The following is a 13,638-nucleotide window of genomic DNA, read 5'->3' as shown; positions in this document are numbered from 1 at the left end:
CCGTTTAGGAGGACGTTATGAACGATTTATCAAAAACAGCTTTGCTGCTCATTGGTTTTCAAAATGATTACTTTTCGCCTGATGGCATTTTATACCAAGTGGTTGAAGAGTCATCAAGAGTAACCGGCGTGGTAAATAACACGTTAGCGCTGCTCGACAAATACATAGATAAATTTGCATTAGTGCTCAGTACGCCTATTCACTTTACACAAGATTATAGCGAGCTTAAAAACCCAATTGGTATTTTAAAAGTGATTGCCGAAGTAGGGGCTTTTAAAGCCGACTCTTATGGTGCTCAAGGCATTAAAGAGTTTGATAAATATGGCAAACGTATTATGCAAATACCCGGTAAACGCGGGTTAAATGCGTTTACTCATACAGAGCTTGCAAATGTGCTTAATAAAAATGGCATCACTAACATTGTTTTAGCAGGCACGGTGACCTCTATTTGCATTGACTCTACGGCGCGCTCTGCGGTAGAGCTTGGCTTTAATGTGACGGTACTTAATGACTGTACATCAAGCAGAACGCCGTTTGAGCAATCATTTTACTGTGAAGAGGTTTTTCCGCTTTATGCCAAGGTGTGCAGCCATACAGAATTAGTAAATTAATGAGGCGCATATGGAAGAAAAAGACGAGCTACAAGTACAAGTTCATTACGCGCTAATAGAGCAGCTTTCTGCAAACACCCGCAGGCAGACTAAGTTACTTGCCTTACTTGATGAGTGTGTATTTGAATGTGATAAACATTTAGTGTTTAGCTACGTGAACGAAGCATGGCTTAATAAGTTGGGTTTTACGCCGGCCATGCTCATAGGTAAAAAAATCACATCGCTGTTAGAGACCAAAGACTCGTTAAAGCTGTCAGCGTATATTGAGTCTATTTTTGAAGGCGTTTTTAGTGCCAGTATAGAGCTGCAAGTAAAAAATAATGACGGCCTTACTAACTGGTTTGAAATGCGCTTGGCCTGCGACGATAGCGGCGGGTTTATTGGTTCGTTGCATGACATTCAACGACATAAAGACTACCAATATTTACTCACCCAGCAACAAGAGTACGCTAAGCGACTTTCTTTAGTGGCAAGCCACACCAATAATTTAGTTATAATTACCGACCGATTTGGCAAAATAGAATGGGTTAATAAAAGCTTTGAAACGCTTACTAGTTATAAATGTGAAGAAGTCATCGGGCTTAGCCCCGGTAAACTGTTGCAAGGGCCTAAAACAAGCCTAGAGTCGCGCCAGTTAATGGCTAAAGCGATTAAAAATGCCGAGCCTTTTCAAATAGAAACCGTTAACTATGATAAAAATAAAAACGAATACTGGGTTGCTATTGATGCCACCCCCGTAAAAGATGATGACGGTAATGTTAAGCATTTTATAGCCATAGAAACCAACATTACCCAGCGTGTAAAAGCTGAACAAGCCATGGCTGAAATAGAATATAACTACCACTCTGTGGTCGATAACATCCCTGATATTGTATTGAGGTTAGATGCGCAGGGCGGGTTATTGTTTATGAACAAAGCATGGCAAAATTTTTTCCAAACAGACATAAATAAACACCTTGGCTTACCCATTGCTAATTTTGTAATGGGTGAGGATGTGGAAAAGCTAAACACAGCTCTTACAGGCTACAGTAGTGGCAATCGAGAAGTTAAACGTTTGGATATTAGGTTAACCAACGCGCTTAATGAGCCAAATTGGGTTGAAATGACCCTCACACCCATTACCTCATTTAATGGCACACACTTAACGTCTATAGCGGCGACCGTGGTTGATATTCAAGAACGTGTGATAGCTGAACAAATACTCTTAGATGCTAAGCACCAGGCTGAATCGTTGGCTGAGTCTAAAAGTCGCTTTATGGCCAATATAAGCCATGAAATACGCACACCTTTAAATGCAGTGATTGGCTGTGCAGATATCTTACACGACACTGGGCTTACAACAGATCAAAAACGTTACACCCAAATGATTAAAACAAGTTCAGATGCATTATTGAGTATTTTAGATGACGTGCTGACCTACTCACGCTTTGAAGCGCAAGCAATCTCAATAGATAATCAGCCATTTAGCCTCGATATTTGCTTAGAAGAGGCTATTGATATTGTAAGTGAAAGCGCCGTGCAAAAAGGCCTCGAACTTATTTTTGATCTGCACCCTGATGTTCCTGCGCAGGTGGTGGGCGATCATGGTCGTATAAGGCAAATTGCAATAAATTTACTCTCAAATGCCATTAAGTTTACTCAAAAAGGTTCACTTATAGTGACAGCACAGTGTATTGAGTTTGAAAATAATAAATTTACGTTGCAGCTTAGCTTTAAAGATACAGGAATAGGCATTGCGCAAAACAAGCTCGAGAGTATGTTTAAGCCGTTTATACAATCGGATAACTCTATCACTCGGGAATATGGCGGAAGTGGCTTAGGCTTAGCCATATGTAAGCAAATATGTGATGCTGCAGGGGGCAGTATTACGGTTAACTCGCAGTTTGGTAAAGGGAGTGAGTTTATTGTGAATTACCCTTTATTAATAGATACAAGCGAGCAGGTGCAAAGAGAAGGCTTTTCTGCCAGAGCTAAAAAGCCCTATGTATGTGTGAACAGCAAAAACTTGCCATTAAACAATGCGATAGAGCATATGCTTACTCGCCATTCGATAGATTTTTCACGCCTTGAAAACATCGAAAAGCTAGACAGTATCAATACGCCCGACGCTATTGTTACCATTAACAAAGCCGATTTAGACGCAGCGCAACAATTTTTAAAAAGTCACAAGAGCCTAAATAAACCGTGTTTATTACTCATAGACCTACTGGGTAAAAACCAAAAAACAGAGGCGCCGAGCTCTGGTATGTTGATGTTTAATGGGCCTTTTAAGCCTTCGCATTTACCCAGAGCGATTGCTGCGCTTGAGGAAGAGCTTTTTCATCTTGATATTATTTTTACTAATAAAAAAGAAACTACACTAAACACAACCACTATTAATGCTCAGCCATTTAAAGGTACGCACGTACTCGTGGTTGAAGACAATAAAAATAACCAAATTGTGATTCAGCAATTTTTAGAGCAGCAAGGGTGCTTAGTTAAAATAGCCAGTAATGGGCAAGAGGCGATTGAAAAAGTTAAAACGCAAACAATAGATTTAATATTTATGGATATTCAGATGCCAATTTTAGACGGTATTTCTGCCACTAAAAAAATCAGAGAGTTAGCTATTGTCACCCCTATTATAGCGTTAACAGCGAATGCGATTCATGGTGATAAAGAGCGTTTTATTAAAGCAGGAATGAATGACTATTTAGCTAAACCAATTATTAGCGAAAAACTCAATTTGCTCTTAAATCAATACTTACCAAAACTTAATGACGCTAAACACTCTAAGTTAGAGCGCATTAACGAAATTTGGTCATTATTAAAGTAACAAGCAATGCAACCGTGCTTTTAGGTTAATAGTTATAGATGGCCTTAAGGTATTTTGATTAAAGTTTTTAGTTGTTAAGTAAACAAACATAAATAGTGGGTTTAGCAAAAATTTAACCTCAAAAGGTTAAAATTGACTGTTTTCTCAAAAAAAGCGATGGCGATTGAGTAATGCGTAGTCAATTACTTTTACTGCCTAAAAAGCCTTAATGTATTAAGCAAAACTGTAAATAATGCTGAAATACTAATCCTTTTTAATTGATTGGGTTGTGTAGGTTGGTTCTAAATAATTATTTTTAAATTGGTTTGCATTTTGCAAATCAAAATGAAAATGAATCCCATAATGCAAATATCCGCTCAGCTATTTTTTATTATCCCTATCAAAGTAATTCATTTACCCATTGATTTATAAAGACTTAAATTTTTTATCATCATTAAATTTATTATGGCATGGCTTTCGCAATATAAACACCAAGTAGAGCGAAGTTATCATTGATATAAATTTGCTAAGTAGTTAAATAAATTTTAAGGGTGTCCATTATGCAAACTAATACTAAAGTTAAACAGCAACCAAAAAAAATGTCTTTTGTTCTTACTCCAGAGTTAATGGTGCTGTCTATTATTATTGTTGCAGCTGTTATTGTTGGTGCAACAGCACTGCGAGGCACTGTTACTATTGAACCTGTTAATAAAGGTAATACCGAGATGTTCACCAATAAATTTAGCAATAGTGATTTAGATAATGCCACTATTGAAAGCAACACATTAAACTACGCTCAAAACATAGATGAGCAATCTGCCCAATCAGGCACACAAGGTTTAAACAACTAAACAATACTTCTCCTTTAGTATTTATTTCGGCTGACTCTAAGCAATTAGGTCAGCCTTTTTATTTTTAAAGCCACTTTATACCCAAACCATCGCTTACTCCTGCTCCCACTTTAAATCAGCTTGCGTGTCAGTGTGATTTGCAAAATGCAAATATACCCATCAATAATTTTTGACTAACAGCACGCTTTTAACTAATTGAATTTTATGTGTTTATTTTTTATTTTGACGGGGCGTTTTGGTCTGCAATTTGCAATTTATGTAACAAGCTTACGGTGAGCCCTTATTTGTGGAGAAATTTATGAATGCTTTTAAAAGTTTAGAGCCTATCAATACGGTCAACATTGCACGCTGGCATGAACTTGAGCAAATTATGGCTCATGCAATGAAAAACCATTGTTTTAATATGGTGTACCAGCCGCTTGTATCTTTAACAAGTGGGCAATTAGTTGGCTTTGAATCATTAGTGCGCTGCGAATCTTCACGCTATGGTGTTGTTGGCCCAGATGAATTTATTCCGCATGTAGAACAGTCAGGTATGATTTTAGATTTAGGTGATTGGATTTTTAAGCAAACCCTAAGCGATTTAAGCCAAATGAGAAAAATAGGTATGAATGATATAACTATTTCATTGAATATTTCGCCGGTACAAATTATTGAAGGGGATGTGTTTTCTAAAGTAATGAGCTTACTTGATAAGTATCAAATAGACCCCGCAGCCATAAAAGTAGAATTAACAGAAACAGCATTAATAAAAAGTCCGCAGCGTATTGCTAAAACATTTGAGCATTTTCATAAAGAAGGGGTAAAAATTTGGCTAGACGATTTTGGAACGGGCTATGCCTCTTTAGGCCTTTTAAGGCAGTTTAATATTGATGGGCTAAAAATAGATCGCAGTTTTATAAGTGGCATTACAACGAACAATGAAGACTTTACCCTGTGTAGCGCAATTATTGCTATGGCGCAAAGACTCGGGTTAGAGACCATTGCTGAGGGGATTGAACAGCGCGAGCAATTACAAATATTAGAGCAGCTAGGGTGTGATGTAGCGCAAGGTTACTTACTCGGAAGACCAAGCAGTTTAGCTAATAATACGGCGACATGGGTAAAAATGTACACTTAACTTAATGTTTAGATTTGCAAAATGCGAAAAACGACTTACTCTAAAAGTATAAAAGCTTTGTATCACAATAATAAATAAAGGCCTAATATGCCAATACCTGAAGAATATATTGATAACACCATCACTCAAGCTCATGTGCTAGCGCAATTAGAGCAAGATGTTGGCTCACTCACTTTAGTAAGGCTGGTAAACTTATTTATTAATGAATTAGAAGAAATGCGAGTTCGTCTTAAAAATGCAATTGATGAGCAAGATGAAGATAATATTAAAGATATAATGCACGTACTTAAAAATTCTGCGGCGCTATATGGCGCATTAACTTTGGCAGCCCTTGCCAGTCAATTACATGATTACCCCCCCGTTACCATTGATGAAAATATTCACGCTGCTCAGATCGTTCAACATAATCTAGAAAAAACCCACGCTGCATACCAAGTTATTGCTAATAATATTACTTAAAAGGCTCTGCCATGAACGATTCTCAAAAAAAATCACTGGTTTATATAGTAGAAGACAGCATTGCAAGCGGGGCTCTTTATGCGAGTCAATTAGAGCAAGCAGGGCACGAATGTAAACACTTTACCGATGGCTACTCTGCCTTGGTAGGTATAAAAGAGATGATGCCTGATGTCATTGTCCAAGATGTTTGTTTGCCCGATATTAGTGGCTTAGAAGTGCTGCAGTTTGTTAAAAAGCAAGAAAAGCCCGCTAACGTAGTCATGATCACCTCAAATAGCTCTATTGATGTTGCAGTAGAGGCAATGCGTTTAGGTGGTTTTGATTTTTTAGAAAAACCGTTTTCAGGCCAGCGCTTAGTGAGCGCCGTAGATAGCGCGCTTTCGCAAAAAGCTCCTCCTGCAGTTAAAATTCAAGAACAAAAAGCGCAAAACACTTCCGGGTTTATTGGTGAATCGTTAGCAATGCAAACGGTGTTTAGGCTTTTAGATAGTGCAGCGCGAAGCAAAGCATGTGTTTTTATTACCGGTGAGAGTGGCACAGGTAAAGAGGTGTGTGCGCAAACTTTGCACGACACTAGCCCACGAAGTGAAGGGCCGTTTATTGCAATTAACTGTGCTGCTATTCCAGGAGAGTTATTTGAGTCAGAGTTTTTTGGCCATGTAAAAGGGGCCTTTAGCGGAGCGCTAAGTGACAGGAAAGGGGCTGTAGAAGTTGCAAACGGCGGTACTTTATTTTTAGATGAGCTGTGTGAAATGGAGCTCAACCTACAGGCTAAGTTATTGCGTTTTTTACAAACGGGTGCGTTTAATCGGGTAGGTAGTAGCGAGGTTTTACACAGTAATGTAAGGCTAGTGTGTGCAACAAATAGAAGCCCTGTAGTTGAAGTTGCCGAAGGGCGTTTTAGAGAAGATTTATACTATAGGCTTAATGTTATTCCTGTAAAGTTACCTCCGCTACGCGAGCGAGCTGGCGATATAATGTTGCTTGCAAAGCATATTTTAAAGCAAAAAAGTGAAAGTAACGCTAAGTTATTCCATCGCTTTTCAAAAGAAGTTGAAAACCTTTTTTGTAACTACGATTGGCCAGGTAATATCCGTGAGCTGCAAAATGTTATCGAAAATATCGTTGTTATCAACGAGGGTGAGGTAGTTGAGTTAGATATGTTGCCAAGCTCATTTGGTGTTAATTCTGCTATTCCAATCAAAAACAGCAGCTCGTCTCAATCTGCGGAGCAAATACAAACTAACTCGCTTATGGGAGTACACGACATAGAGCCCCTGTGGCAGGTTGAAAAAAGGGCAATAGAGTCGGCAATAGCCGTATGCGATGATAACATTCCACTTGCTGCGGCCTATTTAGGCGTAAGCGCCTCGACTATTTACAGAAAAATAAAAGGTTGGAGTTAGCTTTACGTTTCTTACTTACACCTGCTTGGTGTTTATACTGTGCTAATGCTACTTAAAAAGAGCAAGGTGCCTGTTTTATCTAACATTTTATTATTCTGCTTACAGCTTATAATTCTCCTAATCACATTAAACAAGGCTACTTAATAAAAGCGAGTCGCCTGCCATTTCGTTCTCAGTTACATTTTCATGGTTGAAATAAACAAAGATACCCTAAGCTCTATTACTACACCCTAAGTTTAATAGTAAAAGGAGATCATAATGAGTAACGTTAATTTACAGCCAGCGAGTGTAATGCAGCCTTTAGTGGTAAGCGATTTAGATAACAATGACGTGAATTTAGTTGACCGCGTAAGCGACAAACCTTGGAAAATGATAGTGGTGTACAGAGGCCAGCATTGCCCTAAATGTACCGAGCAACTCAACGAGCTTGCAACAATGCTTGACGATTTTGCCAGCGCAGGTGTAGAAGTTGTAGCAGTAAGTGGCGATAGCGAAGAGCAGCTTAAAAAGCATCTTGAAAAAATAGACGTAAATTTCCCTCTTTATTACAATTTAACCATTGAGCAAATGACTGATCTAGGCTTATACATTAGTGAACCGCGCAGTGATGCTGAAACAGATCACCCATTTTCTGAGCCTTGTATTATTGTTTTAAACGAAGATAACCAAGTACAGATGCTTGATAAATCAAATAGTCCATTTGTTCGCCCAAGCCTTAAACAGCTGCTAGGCGGTATTAAATTTTCACGCGAAAACGACTACCCAATTCGCGGTACTTTTATTAAGTAACGTGTATTGAGTAATTTGATGAATATACGAAGAGGGCACTTTTTTGTGCCCTTTTTTATTTTTTTTCACTTTTTTTAATTTAATTACTTGAAAACTATTTTACTGCCCATAAATAGTTTAGTGAGGACGCCTGATGGGTCCCAAAAAATACAGAAGTTATTGAAATTTATATTATTAATTTAATTATGTTGTACTTGTTCAAACGAAAAGTAACAACATTATATCGCTTAAATATGAGGATATTATTATGCGTACAGTAGACTTATCACCACTTTATCGTTCATTCATCGGCTTTGATCATTTAGCATCTTTAATGGATGCGGCAGCTCGTACAGACAAGCAGCCTAGCTTTCCTCCTTACAATATCGAAGCACTAGATAAAGACAAATACAGAATCACTATGGCCGTTGCTGGCTTTAGTGAAAATGAACTCACCATTGAGTCAGAGAACAACACTTTAAAAGTTGCAGGCACTAAACCAAACAAAGATGAAAATGAAGAGCGCAAGTTTATTCATCAAGGTATTGCGGAACGTAACTTTGAGCGTAAGTTTCAACTTGGGGATCATGTAAAAGTACTCGGTGCCGATTTAGCCAACGGTCTGCTTAGCATTGACCTGGAGCGCGAAATCCCAGAAGCACTTAAACCTCGTAAAATTGAAATTGGCGGTGGAAACCTAATCGAAGGTAAATAATCGCTAATAAACATTTTCCCTGATTGTAGCCGCCTCAACTGAGGCGGCTTTTTCGTTTTTATAACTCGTTTATATGCGTTAAATAATAATTTGCTTGGGCTAAGGTCTGCTGTTGAAGTTGGGGTGTTTGTTTATCCCAGTTTCTATAAACCATGCCAATGCGTGGGTTTTTTTCAAGTAATGCGCGGTGTTTATCCATAAATTGCCAATATAAGCTGTTGTAAGGACACGCCTTCTCACCTACTTTTTGCTTAACATCATAATGACAGTTTTTGCAGTAATCGCTCATTTTATTGATGTAATTACCACTGGCTGCATAGGGTTTAGTGGCGATAATAGCATCATCTGCAAATTGGCTCATGCCACGGGTGTTAGGCATTTCAACCCATTCAATGGCATCAATATAAACCCCTAAATACCACTGGTCGACTTCATTAGGGTCGATACCTGTTAATAAGCAAAAATTACCAATGATCATTAATCTTTGAATATGATGAGCGTATGCGGAGTCTAAGCTCTGCGTTAATGCGTGGCTTAAACAGTTCATTTTTACATTACCCTGCCAAAAGTACTCCGGTAACGACTGGTTAGCCTGTAATTGGTTTTTTTGTGCATAGTCGGGCATGTTTACCCAATATATACAGCGAACATATTCACGCCAACCTAAAATTTGCCTAACAAAGCCCTCTACTTGAGAAATCGAAATTGTGTCTGGGTGAGCATTAAATTCGTCAATTACACGCCTAATAACGTACAGCGGGTGGATTAACTTGGCGTTTAAAGCAAATGATAAACGGCTATGGTACAAGCTGGCGTTATTTGTAACTTGGTCGGTCATTGCATCTTGAAACTGGCCGAAATTTTTTAGTAGGTGGGTACAAAAATACTCTAAACACGTTTTGGCTTGTTTGCGAGTGAGCGGCCATGGCAGCTGCTGAGGATTTATTTCACCAAAGTAATTTACGTTATGTTTTTTAAGTCTGCGAATGATAGAGCTTACATCGTTATTAAATAATTTTGGCGGGGGGATAGCGTTTAAATCTGCTTTTTTAAATTTGTTTCTGTTATTACTATCAAAGTTCCATTGACCTCCTTGCGGGCTACTCCCATCCATAAGAATAGTGTATTGCTTGCGCATAGCGCGATAAAAGTGCTCCATAGTCACATGTTTGTTTTTTTCAAACCGCTCGTTAATACGCTCAAATGGCAGCATAAAATGCTCGGTGTCATAGGCTTTAACAAGAAGATCAGACTCTTTTTTAAATTTACTTAGCTGTGCTTTGAGGCGAAATTCATCAGGGTATTGATAATGTATTTCACTGCAACGATACTGTTTGGCTATGCGCGTGAGTAAATTAGGCAAGGTTTTGTCTTGGTGGGTATCATCAAGGGTGAGGTGCAGTGTGCTGTAATCCGCGCTTTGTAAAGCTGTAGCAAAACGCTCCATCGCATAAAAAAAAGCACATAACTTTTGCACATGGTGCTTAACGTAATTGGTTTCTTGTTTTAACTCGGCAATTAAATAAAGCGTATCAGGCTCTTTTTCTTTAAACCACGAATGCGAAGCATTAAGTTGATCACCTAAAATTAGGCGCAACACTTTATAATGAGCCATAAACCACCTAAATTTAGTTGTACGTAAAAAGCGACAACGTGGATCTAGGTAGTTTGCTCATACGTGCATAAAAGCTAAAGCTTGTATTACTTAAAGCTTACTTGTGCGAAGTTGAGTGATTTTTTGCTCAAGCGAAATAACATTTGTTTTGTTAAACAAAGTTGTATTAGCAAAACTTTCAAAATAACGAAGCGCTTTTTGCCAAGCAAACTGTGTTTGTGCGGTGAATAAACGCCCTAAGTGCTCGTTTAAGGTATCGTAAAAGGCATCGCACAGTAACGATATTTCTTTTGGCGTAACGCCCATCTTTTTTAAGTATTGCAAGTGAAAGGTTAAAAATGGGGCAACAGAAGATGGGTTATCTAAATGCCTAACTATACGTTCTAAAACACAATATAAAATATAACTTTTTTCGTTAAAATAAGCGGCACTTGGGTACTGCATTGTTATATTTGACTCTTCAAGCTTTGCATGAAAGCGCGCGGTAAACGCATGAAAGTTTGGCTTTACTATATGCAAACTTTTAATTAACTGTGGCTGATAAGTATTCATTAGCAATCTCATTAAATTTTGTAATTTTTATTTTTATCCACATTGGTGAGCTTTTAGTATAGTGCGTTGCTCAAATATCGCACGTAATCTAAACGTAAAAAGCACAAAATTTTATCAGTTTTATGAATTTTAGATATTTTATTTATGAATATACGGCTTTTTACGTACATATTAGTGACGTTACGATTACCATTTTAACGTCTGCATAATCATAGTACATACTGGTGAAGCTTAAAATGGGGGTTCACTGATTTTATCAAACTTATTAGTTATTATGGTTGCTAATTACCCCGTATATCCTTATAATAGCCGCCATTGTTTAGCGGTTGATTAACCACTAACAGCGATATTGAATTTTAGGTTTAATATCTATTGGCGCGGGATGGAGCAGCCTGGTAGCTCGTCGGGCTCATAACCCGAAGGTCGTCGGTTCAAATCCGGCTCCCGCAACCAATTTTTATAGTAGGTATATCCTTACTAATTCTATATCGCGCATTCTAAGTAATGCGCGTTTTGCGTTTAAGCTAATGTAGTTTAATTTGGTCAGTGTAATGACCCGCAGCCAAGCTTGGCCTGAGGCCACACAGTTTTATGCTTTATTGGTGTGACGCCCCGCTTGGTTCGGGGCGTTGTTGTATCTGCACCATTGATTTATGGCTTTGTCATTAAATCAAAACTTAAACTCAGTATTTTAGGGCTATAAGCCCTTTTTTTGTTTGTATGGAGGATTTTCGTGACAAAACTTGAGCAAGATTTATTAACCATGCTTACGCCTGCAGTAGAAATGTTAGGCTTTGAATTACATGGTCTTGAGTTTGTACAAGCAGGCCGCCATTCTACCTTAAGGGTTTATATTGACCATGAGGATGGAATATCTGTTGATAATTGTGCGGATGCGAGTCGCCAAATTAGTGCGATTTTAGACGTCGAAGACCCAATTACAAACGAATATGATTTGGAAGTATCGTCTCCTGGTGTTGATCGTCCATTATTCAAACAAGATCACTACGAGAAGGCGCAAGGAGAGGAAGTACGCGTGCGTACTAAGCTTCCACAAGACGGTCGCCGTAATTTTAAAGGCGACTTAGTAGCAGTTAGCAGTGATATGATCACACTTAAAAGCGATGGCGAAGAGCACTTAATCATGCTTAGCAATATCGAACGTGCGAACATCATCGCAAAGTTTTAATTCGAGTGCGAAGGAATAGGGCAAGCGAGGCATTACCCATGGCAAAAGAGATATTATTGGTTGCTGAAGCCGTTTCCAATGAGAAAGCGGTTCCAAAAGAAAAGATTTTTGAAGCGTTAGAGTTCGCTCTAGCAACAGCGACAAAGAAAAAACACGATGGCGAAATTGAAGTACGTGTATCAATCGACCGTAAAACCGGTGATTACGACACGTTCCGTCGTTGGCAGATTGCAGAAGTTCAAGAAGATGGTTCTTTAGAAAACCCTTACAGCGAAATCACATTAGAAGCAGCTCAAGTTGAAGAACCTGACTTGCAACTGGGTGATTATGTTGAAGAACAGATTGAATCTATCAAATTCGACCGCATAACTACACAAATGGCAAAGCAAGTTATCGTACAAAAAGTACGTGAAGCTGAGCGCGCTTTAGTTGTAGAAGCTTATAAAGATCAAGAAGGCGAGCTAGTAACAGGTGTCGTTAAAAAAGCAACACGTGATGCAATTGTACTTGATTTAGGTAACAACGCAGAAGCGGTTATTTACCGTGACGATATGCTGCCACGTGAAAACTTCCGTCCGGGTGACCGTATCCGTGGTCTTCTTTACGAAGTTAAACCTGAAGCTCGCGGCGCACAGTTATTTGTAACGCGTTCAAAACCAGAAATGCTGATGGAATTATTCCGCATTGAGGTGCCAGAGATTGGCGAAGAAATGATTGAGCTTCGTGCTGCAGCACGCGATCCGGGTTCACGCGCTAAAATCGCCGTTAAATCTAACGACAAGCGTATTGACCCAGTAGGTGCGTGTGTTGGTATGCGTGGTGCACGTGTTCAAGCTGTATCATCAGAGCTTGGTGGCGAGCGTGTTGATATCGTACTTTACGATGACAACCCAGCGCAGTTTGTTATTAACGCAATGGCACCGGCTGAAGTAGCTTCAATCGTAATGGATGAAGACACTCATTCAATGGATATCGCTGTAGAAGCTGATAACCTAGCACAAGCAATTGGTCGCAATGGTCAAAATGTTCGTTTAGCAAGCCAATTAACTGGCTGGGAACTAAACGTAATGACTGTTGAAGACATGCGCGCTAAAAACGAAGCAGAGTCAGATAAGTTAATTAACTTATTTACTGAAAACTTAGATATTGATGATGAATTTGCATCATTACTTATCAACGAAGGTTTCTCAACACTTGAAGAAGTAGCATATGTGCCAGCTTCTGAGTTTTTAGAAATCGACGGCCTAGATGAAGAAACGGTTGATTTACTGCGCTCACGTGCAAAAGATGCATTAACCACTAAAGCGCTTAAAACGGAAGAAAGCTTAGAAGGTGTAGAGCCTGCAGAAGACTTACTTGCGCTTGAAGGCTTAGAGCGTCATCTAGCATTTGTTATGGCAAGCAAGGGTGTAGTTACACTTGAAGACTTAGCTGAGCAAGGTATTGATGAATTGGTAGATATTACAGAGCTAACACCTGAAAAAGCAGGTGAGCTAATTATGGCTGCACGTAATATTTGTTGGTTCGCAGACGAGTAATTTATTAACGGAGGTATTAC

The 13,638-nt window shown here is 38.9% G+C and carries 12 protein-coding genes and 1 tRNA gene; 11 read left to right on the top strand and 2 right to left on the bottom strand.

Features of this window, described 5'->3' with window-relative positions:
• The first annotated feature begins 17 nt into the window (after positions 1-17).
• The 8 genes from MTF64_RS07600 (at position 18) to MTF64_RS07565 (ending at position 8,724) form a co-directional block, all read left to right on the top strand.
• Positions 18-611: an isochorismatase family cysteine hydrolase gene (locus MTF64_RS07600; RefSeq protein WP_248451045.1), complete on the top strand. Its 594-nt coding sequence runs from the start codon at positions 18-20 to the stop codon at positions 609-611.
• Positions 612-621: 10 nt separating this feature from the next.
• A complete protein-coding gene (locus MTF64_RS07595) occupies positions 622-3,426 on the top strand; it encodes a PAS domain-containing hybrid sensor histidine kinase/response regulator (protein WP_248451044.1) in 2,805 nt (934 codons plus the stop codon).
• A 539-nt stretch (positions 3,427-3,965) separates the two neighbouring features.
• Positions 3,966-4,256 carry a hypothetical protein gene (locus tag MTF64_RS07590; protein WP_024033795.1) on the top strand — a complete coding sequence of 97 codons (291 nt, stop codon included), beginning with the start codon at positions 3,966-3,968 and terminating at the stop codon, positions 4,254-4,256.
• Positions 4,257-4,554: 298 nt separating this feature from the next.
• Positions 4,555-5,376: an EAL domain-containing protein gene (locus MTF64_RS07585; RefSeq protein WP_235207553.1), complete on the top strand. Its 822-nt coding sequence runs from the start codon at positions 4,555-4,557 to the stop codon at positions 5,374-5,376.
• An 87-nt stretch (positions 5,377-5,463) separates the two neighbouring features.
• Positions 5,464-5,835 (top strand): Hpt domain-containing protein, encoded by a 372-nt coding sequence (locus MTF64_RS07580; RefSeq protein WP_024033793.1) that lies wholly within the window; start codon positions 5,464-5,466, stop codon positions 5,833-5,835.
• Positions 5,836-5,846: 11 nt separating this feature from the next.
• Complete coding sequence (locus tag MTF64_RS07575; protein ID WP_024033792.1) at positions 5,847-7,241, top strand: sigma-54 dependent transcriptional regulator; 1,395 nt, start codon at positions 5,847-5,849, stop codon at positions 7,239-7,241.
• Between the two features lie 258 nt (positions 7,242-7,499).
• On the top strand, positions 7,500-8,030 hold the full coding sequence (locus MTF64_RS07570) for a peroxiredoxin-like family protein (protein ID WP_248451043.1): 531 nt from the start codon (positions 7,500-7,502) through the stop codon (positions 8,028-8,030).
• Positions 8,031-8,277: 247 nt separating this feature from the next.
• Entirely contained in the window at positions 8,278-8,724 is a 447-nt protein-coding gene (locus tag MTF64_RS07565; RefSeq protein ID WP_004585880.1) for an Hsp20 family protein, read from the top strand.
• Between the two features lie 58 nt (positions 8,725-8,782).
• On the opposite strand, the gene MTF64_RS07560 is transcribed toward MTF64_RS07565, so the two are convergent.
• Both MTF64_RS07560 and MTF64_RS07555 read right to left on the bottom strand, forming a co-directional pair.
• Positions 8,783-10,339: a cryptochrome/photolyase family protein gene (locus tag MTF64_RS07560; protein WP_248451042.1), complete on the bottom strand. Its 1,557-nt coding sequence runs from the start codon at positions 10,337-10,339 to the stop codon at positions 8,783-8,785.
• Positions 10,340-10,429: 90 nt separating this feature from the next.
• Positions 10,430-10,891, bottom strand: coding sequence for a globin (locus MTF64_RS07555; protein WP_004585882.1), 462 nt, complete (start codon positions 10,889-10,891; stop codon positions 10,430-10,432).
• 376 nt (positions 10,892-11,267) lie between these two features.
• On the opposite strand from MTF64_RS07555, the gene MTF64_RS07550 reads away from it, so the two are divergent.
• The 3 genes from MTF64_RS07550 (at position 11,268) to nusA (ending at position 13,618) form a co-directional block, all read left to right on the top strand.
• A tRNA-Met gene (locus MTF64_RS07550) sits at positions 11,268-11,344 on the top strand.
• A gap of 280 nt (positions 11,345-11,624) precedes the next feature.
• Positions 11,625-12,080: a ribosome maturation factor RimP gene (gene rimP, locus MTF64_RS07545; RefSeq protein ID WP_004585883.1), complete on the top strand. Its 456-nt coding sequence runs from the start codon at positions 11,625-11,627 to the stop codon at positions 12,078-12,080.
• Positions 12,081-12,118: 38 nt separating this feature from the next.
• Positions 12,119-13,618 carry a transcription termination factor NusA gene (gene nusA / locus MTF64_RS07540; RefSeq protein WP_248451041.1) on the top strand — a complete coding sequence of 500 codons (1,500 nt, stop codon included), beginning with the start codon at positions 12,119-12,121 and terminating at the stop codon, positions 13,616-13,618.
• Positions 13,619-13,638: the final 20 nt, after the last annotated feature.

Origin of the sequence: Pseudoalteromonas sp. 2CM41L (genome assembly GCF_023161905.1) — a bacterium.
Taxonomy (GTDB): Bacteria; Pseudomonadota; Gammaproteobacteria; order Enterobacterales; family Alteromonadaceae; genus Pseudoalteromonas; species Pseudoalteromonas atlantica.
The sequence above is the reverse complement of the archived record's forward strand: the minus strand, read 5'-3'. Positions and strand labels throughout refer to the sequence as shown.

Coding starts and splice junctions, on each gene's coding strand:
- MTF64_RS07600 (WP_248451045.1), top strand. CDS start 18: ATGAACGATTTATCAAAAACAGCTTTGCTGCTCATTGGTTTTCAAAAT.
- MTF64_RS07595 (WP_248451044.1), top strand. CDS start 622: ATGGAAGAAAAAGACGAGCTACAAGTACAAGTTCATTACGCGCTAATA.
- MTF64_RS07590 (WP_024033795.1), top strand. CDS start 3,966: ATGCAAACTAATACTAAAGTTAAACAGCAACCAAAAAAAATGTCTTTT.
- MTF64_RS07585 (WP_235207553.1), top strand. CDS start 4,555: ATGAATGCTTTTAAAAGTTTAGAGCCTATCAATACGGTCAACATTGCA.
- MTF64_RS07580 (WP_024033793.1), top strand. CDS start 5,464: ATGCCAATACCTGAAGAATATATTGATAACACCATCACTCAAGCTCAT.
- MTF64_RS07575 (WP_024033792.1), top strand. CDS start 5,847: ATGAACGATTCTCAAAAAAAATCACTGGTTTATATAGTAGAAGACAGC.
- MTF64_RS07570 (WP_248451043.1), top strand. CDS start 7,500: ATGAGTAACGTTAATTTACAGCCAGCGAGTGTAATGCAGCCTTTAGTG.
- MTF64_RS07565 (WP_004585880.1), top strand. CDS start 8,278: ATGCGTACAGTAGACTTATCACCACTTTATCGTTCATTCATCGGCTTT.
- MTF64_RS07560 (WP_248451042.1), bottom strand. CDS start 10,339: ATGGCTCATTATAAAGTGTTGCGCCTAATTTTAGGTGATCAACTTAAT.
- MTF64_RS07555 (WP_004585882.1), bottom strand. CDS start 10,891: ATGAATACTTATCAGCCACAGTTAATTAAAAGTTTGCATATAGTAAAG.
- nusA (WP_248451041.1), top strand. CDS start 12,119: ATGGCAAAAGAGATATTATTGGTTGCTGAAGCCGTTTCCAATGAGAAA.